At 59.8% G+C, this 16,280-nt stretch carries 19 protein-coding genes; 13 read left to right on the forward strand and 6 right to left on the reverse strand.

Annotated elements, in window-relative coordinates; genetic code table 11:
• The first annotated feature begins 158 nt into the window (after positions 1 to 158).
• From DV706_RS14460 to DV706_RS14475, 4 genes are all read left to right on the forward strand, one after another.
• Positions 159 to 380, forward strand: coding sequence for a hypothetical protein (locus tag DV706_RS14460; RefSeq protein ID WP_006067496.1), 222 nt, complete (start codon positions 159 to 161; stop codon positions 378 to 380).
• 58 nt (positions 381 to 438) lie between these two features.
• The gene (gene hisD / locus DV706_RS14465) at positions 439 to 1,737 is read left to right on the forward strand and encodes a histidinol dehydrogenase (RefSeq protein ID WP_006067497.1); all 1,299 of its coding nucleotides are present in this window, start codon (positions 439 to 441) and stop codon (positions 1,735 to 1,737) included.
• 87 nt (positions 1,738 to 1,824) lie between these two features.
• Positions 1,825 to 2,073 (forward strand): hypothetical protein, encoded by a 249-nt coding sequence (locus DV706_RS14470; protein WP_006067498.1) that lies wholly within the window; start codon positions 1,825 to 1,827, stop codon positions 2,071 to 2,073.
• Positions 2,074 to 2,205: 132 nt separating this feature from the next.
• On the forward strand, positions 2,206 to 2,580 hold the full coding sequence (locus tag DV706_RS14475) for a HesB/IscA family protein (RefSeq protein ID WP_006067499.1): 375 nt from the start codon (positions 2,206 to 2,208) through the stop codon (positions 2,578 to 2,580).
• Positions 2,581 to 2,729: 149 nt separating this feature from the next.
• Here DV706_RS14475 and DV706_RS14480 read toward each other — a convergent pair whose 3' ends face one another.
• Entirely contained in the window at positions 2,730 to 2,930 is a 201-nt protein-coding gene (locus DV706_RS14480) for a dodecin (RefSeq protein ID WP_006067500.1), read from the reverse strand.
• A gap of 192 nt (positions 2,931 to 3,122) precedes the next feature.
• On the opposite strand from DV706_RS14480, the gene DV706_RS14485 reads away from it, so the two are divergent.
• Positions 3,123 to 4,328 (forward strand): pyridoxal-phosphate-dependent aminotransferase family protein, encoded by a 1,206-nt coding sequence (locus DV706_RS14485; RefSeq protein WP_006067501.1) that lies wholly within the window; start codon positions 3,123 to 3,125, stop codon positions 4,326 to 4,328.
• A gap of 40 nt (positions 4,329 to 4,368) precedes the next feature.
• Here DV706_RS14485 and DV706_RS14490 read toward each other — a convergent pair whose 3' ends face one another.
• Positions 4,369 to 4,674, reverse strand: a complete 306-nt coding sequence (locus DV706_RS14490; protein WP_006067502.1) for a DUF7116 family protein — start codon at positions 4,672 to 4,674, stop codon at positions 4,369 to 4,371.
• A 74-nt stretch (positions 4,675 to 4,748) separates the two neighbouring features.
• Positions 4,749 to 4,985, reverse strand: coding sequence for a DUF5816 domain-containing protein (locus tag DV706_RS14495; protein ID WP_006067503.1), 237 nt, complete (start codon positions 4,983 to 4,985; stop codon positions 4,749 to 4,751).
• Positions 4,986 to 5,140: 155 nt separating this feature from the next.
• Here DV706_RS14495 and DV706_RS14500 point away from each other — a divergent pair, with 155 nt between their 5' ends.
• A complete protein-coding gene (locus tag DV706_RS14500) occupies positions 5,141 to 5,551 on the forward strand; it encodes a universal stress protein (RefSeq protein ID WP_006067504.1) in 411 nt (136 codons plus the stop codon).
• Positions 5,552 to 5,566: 15 nt separating this feature from the next.
• Here the strand turns inward: DV706_RS14500 and DV706_RS14505 are convergent, their stop codons facing one another.
• Positions 5,567 to 6,010: a universal stress protein gene (locus DV706_RS14505; protein ID WP_136350904.1), complete on the reverse strand. Its 444-nt coding sequence runs from the start codon at positions 6,008 to 6,010 to the stop codon at positions 5,567 to 5,569.
• A 112-nt stretch (positions 6,011 to 6,122) separates the two neighbouring features.
• Positions 6,123 to 7,130 (reverse strand): mechanosensitive ion channel family protein, encoded by a 1,008-nt coding sequence (locus DV706_RS14510; RefSeq protein WP_006067506.1) that lies wholly within the window; start codon positions 7,128 to 7,130, stop codon positions 6,123 to 6,125.
• Positions 7,131 to 7,289: 159 nt separating this feature from the next.
• Here DV706_RS14510 and trmB point away from each other — a divergent pair, with 159 nt between their 5' ends.
• From trmB to DV706_RS14545, 7 genes are all read left to right on the forward strand, one after another.
• A complete protein-coding gene (gene trmB / locus DV706_RS14515) occupies positions 7,290 to 8,354 on the forward strand; it encodes an HTH-type sugar sensing transcriptional regulator TrmB (protein ID WP_006067507.1) in 1,065 nt (354 codons plus the stop codon).
• A gap of 587 nt (positions 8,355 to 8,941) precedes the next feature.
• Positions 8,942 to 10,417 carry an extracellular solute-binding protein gene (locus DV706_RS14520; RefSeq protein WP_136350905.1) on the forward strand — a complete coding sequence of 492 codons (1,476 nt, stop codon included), beginning with the start codon at positions 8,942 to 8,944 and terminating at the stop codon, positions 10,415 to 10,417.
• Entirely contained in the window at positions 10,407 to 11,450 is a 1,044-nt protein-coding gene (locus DV706_RS14525) for a carbohydrate ABC transporter permease (protein ID WP_006067510.1), read from the forward strand. The genes DV706_RS14520 and DV706_RS14525 overlap by 11 nt, the downstream gene beginning before the upstream one ends.
• On the forward strand, positions 11,450 to 12,571 hold the full coding sequence (locus DV706_RS14530) for a carbohydrate ABC transporter permease (RefSeq protein WP_006067511.1): 1,122 nt from the start codon (positions 11,450 to 11,452) through the stop codon (positions 12,569 to 12,571). The genes DV706_RS14525 and DV706_RS14530 overlap by 1 nt, the downstream gene beginning before the upstream one ends.
• A gap of 4 nt (positions 12,572 to 12,575) precedes the next feature.
• A complete protein-coding gene (locus DV706_RS14535; RefSeq protein ID WP_006067512.1) occupies positions 12,576 to 13,763 on the forward strand; it encodes an ABC transporter ATP-binding protein in 1,188 nt (395 codons plus the stop codon).
• A 238-nt stretch (positions 13,764 to 14,001) separates the two neighbouring features.
• A complete protein-coding gene (locus tag DV706_RS14540; RefSeq protein WP_049889961.1) occupies positions 14,002 to 15,069 on the forward strand; it encodes a Gfo/Idh/MocA family protein in 1,068 nt (355 codons plus the stop codon).
• Between the two features lie 174 nt (positions 15,070 to 15,243).
• Positions 15,244 to 15,552, forward strand: coding sequence for a hypothetical protein (locus DV706_RS14545; protein ID WP_006067514.1), 309 nt, complete (start codon positions 15,244 to 15,246; stop codon positions 15,550 to 15,552).
• 49 nt (positions 15,553 to 15,601) lie between these two features.
• Here the strand turns inward: DV706_RS14545 and DV706_RS14550 are convergent, their stop codons facing one another.
• Positions 15,602 to 16,114, reverse strand: coding sequence for a twin-arginine translocation signal domain-containing protein (locus tag DV706_RS14550; protein WP_006067515.1), 513 nt, complete (start codon positions 16,112 to 16,114; stop codon positions 15,602 to 15,604).
• Positions 16,115 to 16,280 lie beyond the last annotated feature (166 nt).

Here is a 16,280-nt window from a genome sequence, read left to right on the forward strand (position 1 = left end):
ATCCAGCGAGGCGTTCGTTGTACTACGACGGATGGCATTGACATATATAACCCCGTCGTCTCGAGTGACGTCTGGTTCATGCTGGGTAGTCACTCGGTGCAAGCTGTCACTGGTCGTGTGACCGATACGATTTAGCAGCGACGGTCGAACAGTAGCGTATGGACCGAGAAGGGTTCGTTAAGCTCGCCGTCATTGGGATCGGACTCGTCGTACTGAGTTTTTTTGTTCGCGGATTCAGTCAACTCGTTTTTGGGAGAGGTATCGCAGAACTCCTGCAAGCACCGTTTGCGATCGGTGGCTTCCTGATTGTCGTCTATCTCTTTCTCAGAGCAACGCTCGATATGGTGGGTGTCTGGGACATCGAGAACACTGATACGTAGCCGGTAGATCTATCATCGGAAGGAAACCGTTTTTCGATCACCGGCCGAACGAACAGGTATGACAGTAGACGTGCGAGAACTCGCAGATCTTGGCCCGGGCGAGCGCGCTGCCTTTTTTGACCGGGATGCCGGCATCGAGGCAGTGAGAGGAGATGTACGGGAAATCGTCGACCGCGTTCGCGAGGAAGGCGATGTTGCCGTCCGTGAGTTTACGAGCGAGTTTGACGATGTCGAACTCGGAAACATCACGATCACTGATGAGTGCGAGCGCGCATACGAGGCGCTCGATGATGAGCTGCTGGACGCAATCGAGACCGCCGTGGCAAACGTCAGGGATTTCCACGAAGCGCAACTGCCCGACGATTGGCGTGACGAGTTCGGTCCCGGGCGAGAACTCGGTCGACGGTTCCGTCCCCTCGAGCGCGTCGGCGTCTACGTTCCAGGTGGCTCAGCTGCCTATCCGTCGAGTGCGATCATGGGGGTCGTGCCAGCGGTCGTGGCAGGTGTCGAGCACGTGTCAGTCGTCACACCGCCGGCCGACGAACTGAATCCGGTCACGTTGGCGGCCATCCACGCTGCCGGCGCGGATGCCGTCTACAGCGTGGGAGGCGCACAGGCGATCGCCGGACTCGCGTACGGAACCGAGACGATCACGCGCGCGCAAAAGATTGTCGGGCCTGGAAACAAGTGGGTGACAGCAGCCAAGGCCGAAGTGCGTGGTGATGTCGAGATAGACTTCCTCGCAGGGCCAAGCGAGGTCGTTGTCGTCGCAGACGGGACAGCAGACCCAGCACTCGTTGCGACGGAGCTGATCGCCCAGGCAGAACACGACCCCAACACGTCGGTCGTCGCAGTCACGACGGATGAGAAGATTGCCGACGGGATTGTCACAGCCATCGATGAGCAGGTCGACGCGCGCGAGCGCAAGGAAATTATACAGGCTGGTCTCGAAAACGACGCAAGCGGCGTCTTACTGGCTCGATCGATGAGTGAAGCAATTCTTTTCACCGAGGCGTACGCGCCGGAACACCTCTCGATCCTTGCTGACGACGACGAAGCGATTCTCGAGCGTATCGATAGCGCGGGTAGCGTCTTTCTTGGGCCGAATACGCCTGTTGCCGCGGGTGATTACGCAAGCGGTACGAACCACGTGCTCCCGACCAACGGCAGTGCACACGTGACGGGTGGACTTTCGGTCGAGACGTTCCTCCGATCGACGACTGTCCAGCGACTCTCAGCGGACGGCCTCGAGGATATCGGCGAGACGATTACGACGCTTGCGGACGCAGAGGGACTCGAGGCACACGCTGCAAGCGTTCGCCACCGACTCGAGCGTCTCGAGAGCGACGACTCGTAACTGCAGATTACGGGCGTCAGTTCGGCTGGAATGTCGGTGCATGTGGGTACTAGCTTTACAGTGGTGGGCGCCGGAGTAGGAGTCGAGATGTCACGACATGAGCACGAACGTGATCGCGAGTCGGTGGTTGATCCGACCGAGAGACGTGTGCTCGAGCGGAACTACGATTACGCACAGAAAAACGTCCGGCTCCTCTCGATGTGGTATGAGTGTGAGCCACGGCGGATGCTCGAGTTGCTGGCAGAGCACGACATTGAACTCTCACGAAACGATAAAAAGCAGTTCGGGCTGTACTACCGGTCAGTACAGCGGCATGGGAACCGCTACGGCGAGTGACAAGCGTGCGGGGGCGAAACCCATCCGCTGGTCGTTCCAAAGATAGCGTTCAGACAGGACGTAAACGGACAGCACACTGGAACGAACGCATGGGCGTCACAGTTAACATCGTCGCGACGGTAAGAAATACGTATGAGCACGGACAGCATGGATGGCGGGAACGCAGACGCCCGTCCCGAGATCGAAGTGACCGAAACGGCGGCCGAGCAGGCACTCGCGTTGCTCGACGGTGAAGGACTCGACCCAGCCGAGGCAGGGCTCCGACTATTTGTCCAGCAGGGAGGGTGTGCGGGGCTGTCCTACGGAATGCGGTTCGACGATTCGCCTGACGATGATGACACCATCTACAAACATCACGAGCTTCGTGTCTTCGTCGACCCGGCCAGTCTGAAATACATCGAAGGCAGTATCCTCGACTACGAGAGCGGACTGCAGGCCGAAGGGTTCCACGTCGAAAACCCGAACATTGTCAGCGAGTGTGGCTGTGGCGAGTCGTTCCGGACGTAACACCCCGCCCTTGCCACTCGACACAGTCTACGGTCGAGATCGATAGCCATCCGCGGCTTTGTGAGTCGGTAGACGGGGCGTCGATTCTGCCGTCATCACTGCAGTTCAGACAGTGAGTTGATCGCACTGGAAAAAAGGAACCGCTGGTCTTAATCTTCGAGTTTGAACGCCACGGTAACTTCTGCCTGATACTCGCGGTCGTCGGCGCTTGCGACTTCGACGCCGAGTTCGTCGACTTCGATCCAGTGGACGTTCTCGAGCGTCGCCTCGGCGCGATCGACCGCGTCGTCGGCGGCCGCGTCGAAGCTTTCTGAGCTTGTTCCGATCAGTGTGATCTTCTTGAATACCATTGCTCATATGAGTACACCACGATTTGTCTTCAATGTATGCTTAGTGATACCAATAGTCGTCACTTTTGAACCGAACAGCGGTCGAAAAATCAGTGATTGCGCGTTCGTGAGACGAGTCGGAGTCTCCAGTAGCAGGATGGCGAGCAGGTTCGATTCGTGAACGTTTTTGAGGTGCCGTTCCCACTGGTTCCCATGACAGGTGCTGACGATAAGATCGATGTCTCGGAGATCGAAGAACTGACACCGCCAGACCGGACACTGATGGGACCAGGACCGAGCGACGTCCATCCACGCGTTCTTCGGGCGATGACGACACCGCTTGTGGGCCATCTCGATCCCTCGTTCGTCGAGATTATGAACGAGGTACAGGAACTGCTGCGGTACACGTTTCGGACGGACAACCAGTGGACGATTCCAGTCTCGGGGACCGGTTCAGCCGCCATGGAGGCCGCGATCGGCAACGTCGTCGAGCCGGGCGATACGATGCTCGTCCCGACAAACGGCTACTTCGGCGGCCGGATGGCGTCGATGGCTCGTCGGGCTGGCGGCGACGTTGTCGAGGTCGACGCACCGTGGGGTGAGCCACTCGAGCCCGCTAACGTGTCCGACGCGCTTGCCGAATACGATCCGGACGTCTTCGGCTTCGTCCACGCTGAGACGAGTACGGGCGTCCTCCAGCCCAACGTCTCGGAACTGACCGCCGCTGCACACGATCACGACGCACTCGTGATCGCTGACACCGTCACGTCGCTTGGCGGGGTCGAACTCCGAGTCGACGACTGGGATATCGACGTCGCATACTCGGGCCCACAGAAGTGTCTCTCTTGTCCGCCTGGCGCGAGTCCACTGACGCTCTCGGAGACAGCCATGGAGAAAGTCCTCTCGCGCGAGGAGGACTCCCGCTCGTGGTATCTCGATCTCTCTTTGCTCGAGGGGTACTGGGGCGACGAACGTGCCTACCACCACACCGCGCCGGTCACGAACGTCTATGCACTTCGGGAGGCGCTTCGGCTGGTCGCTGAGGAAGGCATCGAACAGCGCTGGGCGCGTCACGAACGACTCGCGGGCGCACTGAAAGCCGGTATGGAGGGGATGGGTCTCGAGATGAACGCCTCCGACGAGTACTGGCTGCCAAGCCTCAATGCCGTCCGCGTTCCAGACGGGATCGATGACGGCGAGGTCTGTGCCGAACTGCTCGAGCGCTACGACCTCGAGGTCGCAAGCGGACTGGGAGATCTGGACGGGGAGATATTCCGAATCGGATGTATGGGCCACTCTGCGCGCCCGAAAAACGTCGTCTATGTCGTAACGGCGCTGGGTGACGTCCTGGAGTCGATGGGGGCGGATGTCGATCCGGGTGCTGGCGTCTCAGCGACGCGAAGCGCACTCGAAGAATAAGCGGCGAAGTGGTTTTTACGGACGAAGCGGTTGTCGACCGTTATGCGGAGACTCGTGGTCCTGGTGGAGCGCGTTCGACTTGATAGTCGTCTCCATCGACGACGATAATAGCCCACTCATAGGCAGGATTGACGCTTTGGAGCTTATGCTCGAGACTGTCAGCGTCCTCGGGTTGGGCGACGAAACAGTGGAACTGTCCGGACTCGGTCGGAAGTTCCCCTGTCTCGAGGACGGTACTGACGTGGACGACTTTCCAGTCACGTTCGGCGCGGAACTTCGGCCCGTTGCCTTCGACGGTGTACCCAAGCTCTGCGAAGATCGACCTGGCCTGCTCGACGAGTCGCATGTTAACAGGACCCATTCGATACGTACATACACTGGCCACCATAATAAACGTTGGCACGGAACAAAACCGGCAACTCACTCGTGGGCAGCGTCCCATTCAGTCGGCTTGCGGAAGTTTCCACACTGATTGCACTTGATTCGACCCATCGAATCCATCGCGTTGTCGAAACTCTCGCAGTTCGCACAGAACCAGCCATACCGCTGTGTTGCGTCTCGAGATTCGTAGGCGACGAAAAACGGGCCTTTGGAACCGATATCTCCGTCTCGATCCGAAACGTAGACGGTGCCATCGTCAGTGGACCGTGGTTGCATAGCCACAGTTAGCCGCGCTCATGATAAATGACTGTCTGTCCGGTGCCGGACACGAGGGCGCTGTCCCAACCGCCACACCCAACCATGGTAATGGCTCACAATCGTGACTATCCTAACTGAAAGGTTTACCCGGCAGGGTATCGTTTTATCGGATAATGTCGCTGGTCGTGGTCCCTGTTCGATATCCTTTGTCAAAGCATTCGCGGCGGACGCTCGAGCAGGCAATCGAGGTCGCTCGCGAGCGAGATGCAGCGTTGACGATTCTGCACGTCGACCTCTATCAGAACGGGAAGAAAGTGACGCGAATCGATCTGAAGGCGGCCGTCGAGAGCACGTTCGGCCGACTCGAGAACACGCGCTACGTCGTTCGCACCGGGTTTCTCGTCGAGGAGAGTATTCTCGACGAGGTTGCCGCGGAAGATGCTGACGTCGTCGTTATCGGCAGCAAGCAGGCAAGTCGGCTGCGGCGGCTCTTCCAGCGGTTCACTGACAATCCGAACATCGACCAGTATCTACGGACACACCTCGATTGCGAGGTAATTACGGTCGAAAGCGCACGAGCGTAAGAGCGTAAGAACAGCTTACTCGTCCGCGCCCGCACCGCGCACGACGAACACCGGTATCGAGGCGTTGTCGACCACCCGCTCCGAGACGCTACCGAGCGACGTGACTTTCTCTCGAGGCGTTTTGCCACGCGTTCCGATGACGATCAGATCGATCTCGTGCTCGTCGGCGTATTCGAGGATCGTCTTTGCTGGCGTCCCTTTGCGGACGTCACTGACGGTGTCGAGTCCACGTTGTGTGGCTTGTTCGTCAACAGCAGCGACAGCCTCACGGCCGTCGTCCTCGAGTGAGCGCTCGAGATCAGTGCTGGTATCGCCGCTTGCCGCAGCAGTCATTCGACTGTCGACCACGTACACCGTGTGGACCGTCGCATCGTTGTCGTCGGCGATAGACAACCCATGGGTCAGCGTTTCGGAGATCGTCTCGCTCCCGTCTGTCGGAATGAGGATGTCGTCGTACATCTGTGAACTACTGAAAGCCTTGGTGTGGTGATCGTATAAAACACCACCACAATCGTACGAGATCGAGAGCGGCGCAGCCTCGAGTGGTCTCGGCGACGACGGTGTCTCGCCGTTACTGCTCCGACTGCGTATCAGTTTTAGCGCCACGCATGGATTGGGCGTCGAGGTTGCCAGCCGAGCTGTCGTCTGGGTGATCGGCTTCGGGGCCGTCGACGGCCAGTCGGGCGGTGCCACTGCTCTCATCGAAGACGTGGTGCCGGCGCGGATAGGCAAACTCGACATCCCGGTCCTCGAATCGCTCGCGGATCGCCGACTGGACCTCCGAGCGAGCGACGGCCTGTTTGTAGGGGTGTTTGATCCAGAAGTGTACCTCGAGTGCGATGCCGTGGTCACCATACTCCTCGATCGTACAGACTGGCGCTGCGGCGTAGCGGGCACTGCCGATCCGGATATCTGGCCCGCCGGAGATGACGGTATCGACACTGCGGGCCGCTCGTTCGGCCTGCCGTTGTGCGGTTTCGAGGTCGCTGCCGTAGGTAACGTCGAAGGCGATCGATATCCGGGTGCGTTCGTCCTCAGCCGAGTAGTTGATCACGTCTCGTTCGTGGATCTCGGCGTTTGGGATGACGATGAAGGTGTTCTGGAGGGTGAAGATCTTCGTGTAGCGGATCGTGATATCCTCGACGAACCCGGTGTGACCCTCATCAGTGACTTCGATCATGTCGCCGATTTCATAGGGTCGATCGGTGAGAATAAAAAAGCCGTTGATGAGGCTGCCAACGAGTGGTGCGAGAACGACAGCAATCACGGCCGAGATAACGGTCACCGAGAGGAGAATCTCTGTTCCGGTGACGCCGAGAATGCCAGCAGCGACGACGAAGGCCACGAGAAGAACGGATATTCTGACGCCACGAAGGACGGTTCGGGTGACACTGGGGCGTTCGATTCGGCGGGCGATGGTTCGACCGGCAATCTTGACGACGAGTTTCGAGAGATACCAGCCGATGATGAGAACGATGACGGCAAGCCCAAGCTCGACGACGCCGTCGCGAACCACCGGGAGCAAGCCTTCGACGTCCTCGACAGCGTCGTTCTCGTTTACCTGCAATACCCCGCGCATGGCAACACACTCTTGCCCGCAGTGGTTAAGCGTTCTGACCGTCACGCATGCGGTCATAGGAGCAGCGCGCAGCCACCGTCCGAAAGTAACCCAATTTCGAAAACAGGTGCTACTCAGTGTATAATAAATCATTTACCCGCCGGGAACGTACGTAGTCATATGGCACCAGACGAACTTCGCTCGACCGTCGAGCAAGTCGGGGAGCGGTTCAATCTCGGCGAGTACGAGATCGACGCCTATCTGACCGTCCTCGAGCAAGGACAGCTCACTGCAAGCGAGATCGCGGATCGGACTGATATCCCCCAACCGCGTGTGTATGACACCGTTCGCAGTCTAAGTGACCGTGGACTGGTCGAACTCCGCGAGTCCCGTCCGATGAAAGTCGTCGCGATCAACCCGGAGGAGGCCTTCGAGAACGTCCAGACCTCGCTGGCAGAGATGATCGACGAACTCGAGACCCGATACACGGCGCCGGCTCGCGACACCGAGGCCGTCTCGCTGGTCAAATCTCGGTCGACGATTCTGCGCTATCTCGAGGAGGTTATCGACGATGCCGACTACGAGCTGTCCCTGTCGCTGACACCGGATCTACTGACCCGGTTCGAGGACGACCTGAAAGCAGCCGTCGATGCGGGTGTCAGCGTCGACCTGATCGTGACGCCGGCAAACGAAGCACCGGACCCGGAGGAGTTCGACTATATCGAGGTTGCAACGACGGCTCGTGCGCGACGGGGAATCACGACACCGGTTGTCGCCGTCGCCGACGGCAACTACTCGATGTATGCAACCCAGGACGCCCTGCGTGACGACCAGGACCGGTACGGTGTCATCTTCAACCGGTCGGCGCTTGGCTTTCTTGTCTCCGGGTTCTTCGGAACCGTCCTCTGGACGACCGCCGAGGAAACGCTCGGTGAGGATGGAAGCGAGCGAACGTATCCCCGCAAGTACGCCTCGATCCGCCGGTGTGTCAAAGACATCATCGACGAGGGAGGCGAGTTCTACGCGACGATCGAGGGACGAGACGTCGAAGTCGGCGGGCCACGTGTCGTTCGCGGACGCATCCTCGACGTCTCCTTCGAGGTGAGCGAGGAAGTCGCTGCGCTCACACTCGAGAACGAGGCTGGCGAGAACGTCACCGTCGGTGGCCGTGTCGCTGCCCTCGAGGATATCGAGGCCCACGAGATCCACATCGGTCGCCACGAACCGCCGCTTCTCGAGGACTGAGGCGGATTCCTGTCCGTTAGAATAACAACTGAAACTGATTGCACACCGATCACACAGCTGTCGTGCGATCGGGTGCACACTGACGGTCAGTGGCTGCTATCGTTTCGACGCGCCTGCGACCGCCCGACGGGTATCCCGGTCGCTCGGCACAGCATAGGCGTATGAGTGGGTCTGACGGTTCACCCCTATTGCGTGGTGCTGATCGATCGTATTCGAGCGGTTCGTGACGCCGCACTGATAGCTCAATACTGGTTTTCTGGTCGCTGGACAACGAGTTAGCAGTGCATACAGCCGTTCGGAGTTGTGACGATCAAACCAGCGCTCAGCCGTCGTGGCCGGCCGCGTTGAGGGGTTACGGTCCTGCTAGATTCTAGTGATTGTGGCGTCGACACTCGCGGTGATGGACCGGTCAGTGTTTCGTTGAGGCCACCCGCTCACGTAGCTGACCGCCTCGTCTCGAGGCACGAACCAATTTGGATACCAATGTGTAATCCGACCTTTCACAGTCACGAAAATACGATATTTTCTATTAATTGCATGAATTCATGCAACCGATTAAAGGCACTGAAAGTAGTCGTGATACGAAGATGGGACACAATACCACAGGCACCGGAGACACGGGTGGCCTGTCCCGTCGGCAGTATCTGACGGGTGCATCGATTGGGGCAGTCGCCGCGAGCGTCGCGGTCACTGGCTGTCTCGGCGGCGCTCGTGACGAGAACACGATCGTGATGACCGGAGACACCGACTTCGAGGGGGCGATGCGCGGCGACGACGCCGACGCGTCGATCCAGGAGGCGCTCTGGGACGCCGGTCTCGACGACGACATCACCGTCGAGGTACAGGCGAGCGTCGACGATACGGATCAGCGGATGCAGCAGTATCAGTCAACGCTGCAGGCTGGCCGCTCCCCACCCGACATCTTCATGATGGACAGCGGGTGGACGCTCCCGTTTATCCTCCGCGAGCAGACCACGAGCATGACCGAGGTGCTCCCCAACGACGTCTTAGAGCGCGTCGAGGAAGACTACCTCGACGCATCGCTCGAGACGGCACGCCACCCCCAGACCGGCGAACTCCACGCCGTCCCGCTGTTTCCCGACTTCGGGACGATGCAGTATCGCAGGGATCTGGTCGAAGACGCCGGCTACGACACGAGCGACTGGGACGAAGACCCGCCGAGCTGGGAAGAGTTCGCTGAGGCCGCCGCAGACGCCCGCGACGAGGCCGGCATCGACTTCGGCTACACCACGCAGGCGGCCTCCTACGAGGGGCTCTCCTGTTGTACGTTCAACGAGGTAATGACAACGTGGGGCGGCGCATACTTCGGTGGCACCGACACCCTCTTTGAGGCTGGCGAGCGGTCGATCACCGTCGACAGCGAACCCGTTCTCGACTCGATTCGGATGATGCGGGCGTTCATCCACGGCGACGACGATCCGCACGCGCTCGACGGCTATCCCGAGATCGCGCCGTCGACGATCGTCCAGTGGACCGAAGAGGAGGCCCGCGGCCCGTTTGCGGCCGGGAACGCGGTCATGCATCGTAACTGGCCGTACTCGATCGGGATCAGTGGCGCCGAAGAGGAGTTCGGCGAGGATCTCGGCGTCATGCCGATGCCGTATGCGGTCTCGGAAGACGAAGCCGAGTTCGAAGGCACCGGCGGCTCCGCACACGCGCTGGGTGGCTGGCATCTCGTTCTCAATCCGAACACCGAGCGCTCCGAGATGGCTCTCGACGTGATCGAGGCGTTCACCCAAGATGAGGTGATGGCTCGAATTTTCGAGACGCTCAGCTTCATCCCGCCGAAAGTCGAGTTGTTAGACGAGTTCGATCCCGACGAGACCGGGCCGGTTGCACGGTACAGCGAGCAGATCCAGCAGGCCGCCGAGGACGCGATCCCCCGGCCGGTGACAGATGTTTGGCCGGAGCAGTCGTCAGTGATGGCCCAGGAGATCCACGCTGCCTACCGGGGCGTCAAATCACCCGAGGAGGCGATGGGCGATCTAAACAGCCGTCTTGAACAGAGCGAGGCAGACGTGAGGGGGCAAGATGGCGACTGATACCGATCCTGGGGGCGGTGGCATCTTCGATGGCGAGGGCGAGACCGATCGCGATCGAACGGGGAACGCGGTCGTCAACTGGATGGAGAATCTGAGCGAAGCCGCGTACGCATATCTCCTCCTGTTACCCGCGACGGCTCTGCTGGCGCTGATCGCCTTCTATCCGCTGGTCATGACGTTCATCATGTCGTTGCAGGAAGATCGGACACGTGGGCTAGAGCCACTCGGCGGGTTCGTCGGAATCGAGAACTACGTCAACATCCTTACCGGGAACGCCAGGCTTGCCCGGCAGTTCATGGACGTGACGATGTCGGCGTCGTTCCCGTTCATCGAGTTCGGCGTCCCGATCCTCCAGCAGGCACTGTTCGTGACCCTCGGCTTTGCGGTCATCAGTGTCTTCTTCGAGACGCTGATCGGGTTCGGACAGGCCTACGTCTTGGACCAGGACTTCCGTGGTCGGCGCTGGGTTCGCGTCGCGATCATCCTGCCCTGGGCCGTGCCGATCGTCATCCAGGGGATGATCTTCTTCCTGCTGTTCCAGCCCGAAGTCGGCTTCGGCAGCGACTTTATGCAGTGGCTCGGCGTCTTCGGCGCCGACCCGCTGGCCGACAGCCAGGACTCGTTTATCATCGTACTCGTGGCTGACATTTGGAAGTCCGCGGCCTTTATGGCCTTGTTGATCCTCGCCGGGCTCCAGAGCGTCGATCGAAGCCTGTACGACGTTGCACGCGTCGCGGGCGCATCGCCGTTGCAACGGTTTAAAATGATCACGTTGCCGCTCGTGTTGCCGGCGTTGCTGGTTGCGATGTTGTTCCGGACGATGGACGCGATGCGAGTCTACGGGCTGATTGAATCGACCGCCGGCTGTACGACCGTCCCCTCACTGACCTGTCTCGTCGTCGAGGCGATGTTTGGCGGGACGCGCATCTACGCGACGGCGGCGGCAGTCGCGTTCATGACCGCACTCGTAATCGGCCTGATCATCTCGGTGTACGTGTTCTTCTTCCGTGACACCGAGGGAGGGCTCTCCTAATGACAGACGATACCCCATCCGACCGATCCGACCGAGAGGAGCAGCCCGCAGACAGTCATTCCGACACCGTGCCGGATAGAGACGATACCAACGCCACGTCGACTGACATCCCAGCACATTGGCAACACGCCCGCCGGATGACCGACGGCGGTCAGCCAGCCGAAGGGGAAGGCGGCGACGTCCTGATCGGAGAAGAGTCGGACGAAGAAGCCGTACTCGACCGGGGCCCGTTCGAGCGGTGGGCCTCGAAAGCGATCAAAAACCCCGAACGGGCGTACAGGTCGATGTTCTATACGGCGACAATCTTCTTCCTGGTGACGACGCTGTTCCCGTTCTACTGGCTGCTCATGGTCGCACTGACTCCGGAAGGTCGCCAGCAGGACATCATCCTCACGCCGAACGGGTTCAACCCCGGTGCCTTCATCGAGGTCTTCGAGGTCCTGCCGTTCCACTGGTACATGTTCAACAGCTTCGTCATCGCGACAGCCTCGACGATCATTGTCCTAGTGATCGGGAGCCTCGCCGGCTACGCCTTCGGCCGGCTGGACTTCCGTGGGAAGCTCCCGATGATGTTGCTGGTGCTCGTGATCTCCTTTTTCCCACCAGCAGCCTTCTTTATCCCACTGAACGACCTGTTCAACACCTCGGTTTTCCTCCTCGAGCCGATCACCGGAGACGGGACGCTGTACAACACCCCCGGCGCGATGGTGTTGCCGCTGTCGGCGATCTTCATGCCGCTTGCGATCTTTATCCTGACGACGTTCTACGCACAGATTCCGGATGGGCTCGAGGACGCCGCCCGCGTCGAAGGGACGACCCGGCTCGGCGCGCTGTTCCGGGTCATCATCCCCCTGTCTGCACCCGGCGTCGCAACCGCGGGCGTGTTGACGTTTATCGCCGTCTACAACGAGTTCTTCTTCTCGTTTCTCATGACCGACGGCCAACCGGAGAACTGGGCACCGCTTCTCGAGGGGATCCTGGGCTACCAGGGCCAGTACGAGGTGCTGTATCACCTCATGGCTGCCTCGAGCATTATTGGCGTCATCCCGGTCGCGATCCTCGTGGTCGTGGCCCAAGAAAAGATCGTTAGCGGACTCACCGCTGGCGGACTCAAGGAGTAAGACAATGGCACGAGTACAACTCGAACACGTCACGAAGCAGTACGGAGAGGAAACGGCAGTCGACGACATCAGCCTCGAGATCAAAGACGGGGAGTTCGTTACCTTCGTCGGCCCCTCGGGCTGTGGGAAGTCGACGACAATGGAAACGGTTGCGGGATTGACCCAGCCCACAGAAGGACGCGTCTACATCGGCGACGACGACGTCACCACCCTCGCTCCCAAAGACCGGGGGGTCGCGATGGTCTTCCAGAACATCGCGCTGTTCCCCCACATGGACGTCTTCGACAACATCTCGTTTGGGCTCCGACTCCGAACCTACGACGACGCGGAGATCGAACGCCGCGTCGAACAGGCGGCCGACATCGTCCAACTGGAGGGGATGCTCGATCGGATGCCCGGCGAGATGTCCGGTGGGCAACAACAGCGCGTCGGCATCGCCCGCGCGATCGTCCGCAACCCGGACGTGTTCCTGATGGACGAGCCGCTTGCGAACCTCGACGCGAAGCTGCGGGTCCACATGCGGACGGAGCTCCAGCGACTCCACCGGGAGCTCGGGGCAACGATCATCTACGTCACCCACGACCAGGCCGAGGCGATGACGATGTCGAACCGGATCGCCGTCCTGAACAAGGGCAGGCTCCAGCAGATCGCCCCACCGCTTACCTGTTACAACGAACCCACGAACCTGTTCGTTGCAGGCTTTATTGGCTCGCCCTCGATGAACTTCGTCGAAGGGAAACTCATCGAGGGCGGTCTCGAGACGAACAACTTCACCGTCGATGTCGATCCGTCCCGGATCCCGGATGTGGCCGTCGGCGACGATGTCACGCTCGGTGTCAGACCGGAGGACGTCCATCTGGTCCGGTACGCCGACTCGCTGACCTCACCGACGACGACGATCGATGCCAAGAGTGACGTCCTAGAGCCAATGGGCGACGAGATCTTCGTCTACCTGTTGCTCTCCGAGGCTGCAGCAGGCTCGATGGAGCAGGATCCCGCCACGTCGCCAAACCAGTTGCTAATGAGTGTCACTCCTGACACGGATATCGAAGCAGGCCAGGACGTTGATCTCGTGTTGGATCGGTCGAATATCCACCTGTTCAATACGGAAACCGGTGACGCGCTGGTCCATGGCATTACCGATCTGCAGGAACGCGAACCCGGAACGGCGCCGGCGGGGGCTGATAGCTGACCTCTAGTAGCCACTGAACGTCACTGCACACCGCATCGCGTGATGGCTGTTCGATGCATGTGTACATCGGTTCAGTTGTTACGATCGTCACGGTACCGACAGGGATCGAAATCGAACCGTGGAGTGAGACCAGCAATCGTTTGGCAACGGATAAAAGACCCTTCGGCACCACGATTTAATATAGCAGTATTGACTGTATAAGTACGGAAATGGACACCCCAGTCATGACACCATGCCAATGACAATGGACCGAATCGACATCAAAACAGGTATCGTCGGCCTGGGTAACATCGGCCAGTATCACGCAGAGCGACTCGTTGAGCTCGGCGTTCCACTCGTCGGCGGCATGGACGTCGCCAGTGAGGCCCGATCACGATTTGCTCGTCGATACGACGCCGATGTCTACGAAGATCACCACAAGCTGTACGACGACGTCGATGCAATCATCATCACCACGCCGAACAAATATCACGAACAGTACGCCGTCGACGCCTTCGAACGCGATCTCCATGTCCTTTTAGAGAAACCACTGGCACACTCGATCGAGAGTGCAACCCGAATCGCCGACGCAGCAGCCAAATCGGACGGCCACAGTATGGTTGGTTTCAACAATCGGTTCTCGAACACGGTCCGGATCATCCGCAACCGGATCGACCGTGGCGAACTTGGTGAGGTGACTCACATCGAAGCCAACTACGTCCGTCGGCGTGGAATTCCAGGCCGTGGCTCGTGGTTTACTCGACGGCAGATCGCCGGCGGCGGCGCCCTGATTGATCTCGGCGTCCATGCCATCGATCTCGCTCTTTTCTTGCTCGACTACCCCGCCATCAACGAAGTGACCGGTGTTACACGCGGTGAGTTCGGCTCGAGCGAGGAGTACGCGTATCTCGAGATGTGGGGCGAAGACGAAGGTCCAACCAGCTTCGATGTCGATGACTCTGCCAGTGCGTTCGTCCGCTGTGCGGGCGATCAGACGATTTCGCTGGAAGTGGCGTGGGCAACGAACCGACCGGCAACCCACGAGTTCGTCGTTCGCGGAACGAAAGCGGCCGCTCGCTTCGATCTGCTCGAAGGAGACCTTACCTTCCACTCGGCGAGCAATGTCGGCCCGGACCATCTGGAGGATACTGCCATCGAGACACGCCAGAACGATACCCACTCCGACGAACAGCAGGCGTTTTTCGATCGGATCCGCCGCGGCGATGTCGACGACGAAAGCATCCTGCAGGCGATCACTGTCCAGCGAGTGATCGACTCGATCTATCGCTCGAGCGAGGCAGGACACACGATCAGTGTCGACGAGTGAGAGGGCTGCTGTCCCGATGTACCGATGCGATCGCGACCTGTCGTGCGGTCGCACTGGCAGCCGTGAACTTGATCGGGCGATAGTCGAACGCGACGACACACTCGAGAGATGGGGCCGCCAGATACGATCGTTTGCAGGGCGATATTTTTCCGCATCGTCGTGGTAGCACTCCACATGAGGGTTAAGCGATCACTCGTCCTCGAGATCAGCCGTCGCGAACTCCCTGTGGGGCGTCCACTCACCGTTCGTGTTCGAGACAACAGGAATCAGCCGGTCGAGGGAGCGATCGTCGAGGCTGGCTCGAAGCGCAAACAGACTGATGAGAGCGGGCGGTGTGAGATTACATTTCACTCGCCCGGGTTCTGGAAACTCATTGCAGTCAAATCGCCGACCGACCGCGTCGCGTACACGCCGGACGCGACGCTGGTGCGAGCGCTGCCACGATCGACGGTAGCCAGAACTGGACGGCGAGTTGGTCCGTGAACGAGAAAGGGCAGATCGGGTTGCGGGCGTGCCAAAGCGTACGGACGGCTCACTCGGATCGGATTTCGATCGAGCCAACCATATCGTCGCTGTGAACCTCACAGAGATACATCTCCATCTCGTCGGTTGCCTCAACGGTGAACTCGATTGTCTCGTCTTCGTCGTCGACGAAGCTGGACGCGACGATCGGGTCAGCGTCATCCCAGATGGCAAGATTGTGGCCGTCACCGTCCATGTTCGTCCAGATGAACTCGTACTCAGTGCCCTCATAGAGGGCGATGTCAGGGTTCTCGTTGCCCTCGATCGCATCCGGTTGCCGCCCCACCCACCCGTCTTCAGCGTCGGCTTCGAGTTCGATTGTCTCGACGGCCTCCCAGTCGTCGTCCTGCCCTGTTTCCGGCGGGTCGGCGTCGTCGGCTTCTTCCTCGAGTTCGTCGTCAGTTTCGGGGTCGTCTTCGACCTCTCCGCCACCGTCGGTACACCCTGCGATGAGGCCGGCAGCGACCGTTCCGCCACCGAAACGCAGCACTGACCGCCGTGAGAGTTGCTTGTCTCGGGCCATTGTCTGGAATAGTCGTGTCGGAAAAATAAGTCACTGGCCGACACTTGCGTGGGACATCGCGGTCGCTTCCTGCTGACGTTCGCTGGCCCGGCGAGTGAGACGCGCCGGCTCACGTCTCTCTGCCAGCCCCCGTTTTATATTTGTAAGCAAGGCGAATACCCCAACC

This window comes from Natronorubrum bangense (genome assembly GCF_004799645.1).
GTDB classification, from domain to species: domain Archaea; phylum Halobacteriota; class Halobacteria; order Halobacteriales; family Natrialbaceae; genus Natronorubrum; species Natronorubrum bangense.

Excerpts from the sequence above, each read along its gene's own strand:
- DV706_RS14460 (WP_006067496.1), top strand. The coding sequence starts at position 159 with ATGGACCGAGAAGGGTTCGTTAAGCTCGCCGTCATTGGGATCGGACTC.
- hisD (WP_006067497.1), top strand. The coding sequence starts at position 439 with ATGACAGTAGACGTGCGAGAACTCGCAGATCTTGGCCCGGGCGAGCGC.
- DV706_RS14470 (WP_006067498.1), top strand. The coding sequence starts at position 1,825 with ATGTCACGACATGAGCACGAACGTGATCGCGAGTCGGTGGTTGATCCG.
- DV706_RS14475 (WP_006067499.1), top strand. The coding sequence starts at position 2,206 with ATGAGCACGGACAGCATGGATGGCGGGAACGCAGACGCCCGTCCCGAG.
- DV706_RS14480 (WP_006067500.1), bottom strand. The coding sequence starts at position 2,930 with ATGGTATTCAAGAAGATCACACTGATCGGAACAAGCTCAGAAAGCTTC.
- DV706_RS14485 (WP_006067501.1), top strand. The coding sequence starts at position 3,123 with ATGACAGGTGCTGACGATAAGATCGATGTCTCGGAGATCGAAGAACTG.
- DV706_RS14490 (WP_006067502.1), bottom strand. The coding sequence starts at position 4,674 with ATGCGACTCGTCGAGCAGGCCAGGTCGATCTTCGCAGAGCTTGGGTAC.
- DV706_RS14495 (WP_006067503.1), bottom strand. The coding sequence starts at position 4,985 with ATGCAACCACGGTCCACTGACGATGGCACCGTCTACGTTTCGGATCGA.
- DV706_RS14500 (WP_006067504.1), top strand. The coding sequence starts at position 5,141 with ATGTCGCTGGTCGTGGTCCCTGTTCGATATCCTTTGTCAAAGCATTCG.
- DV706_RS14505 (WP_136350904.1), bottom strand. The coding sequence starts at position 6,010 with ATGTACGACGACATCCTCATTCCGACAGACGGGAGCGAGACGATCTCC.
- DV706_RS14510 (WP_006067506.1), bottom strand. The coding sequence starts at position 7,130 with ATGCGCGGGGTATTGCAGGTAAACGAGAACGACGCTGTCGAGGACGTC.
- trmB (WP_006067507.1), top strand. The coding sequence starts at position 7,290 with ATGGCACCAGACGAACTTCGCTCGACCGTCGAGCAAGTCGGGGAGCGG.
- DV706_RS14520 (WP_136350905.1), top strand. The coding sequence starts at position 8,942 with ATGGGACACAATACCACAGGCACCGGAGACACGGGTGGCCTGTCCCGT.
- DV706_RS14525 (WP_006067510.1), top strand. The coding sequence starts at position 10,407 with ATGGCGACTGATACCGATCCTGGGGGCGGTGGCATCTTCGATGGCGAG.
- DV706_RS14530 (WP_006067511.1), top strand. The coding sequence starts at position 11,450 with ATGACAGACGATACCCCATCCGACCGATCCGACCGAGAGGAGCAGCCC.
- DV706_RS14535 (WP_006067512.1), top strand. The coding sequence starts at position 12,576 with ATGGCACGAGTACAACTCGAACACGTCACGAAGCAGTACGGAGAGGAA.
- DV706_RS14540 (WP_049889961.1), top strand. The coding sequence starts at position 14,002 with ATGACAATGGACCGAATCGACATCAAAACAGGTATCGTCGGCCTGGGT.
- DV706_RS14545 (WP_006067514.1), top strand. The coding sequence starts at position 15,244 with ATGAGGGTTAAGCGATCACTCGTCCTCGAGATCAGCCGTCGCGAACTC.
- DV706_RS14550 (WP_006067515.1), bottom strand. The coding sequence starts at position 16,114 with ATGGCCCGAGACAAGCAACTCTCACGGCGGTCAGTGCTGCGTTTCGGT.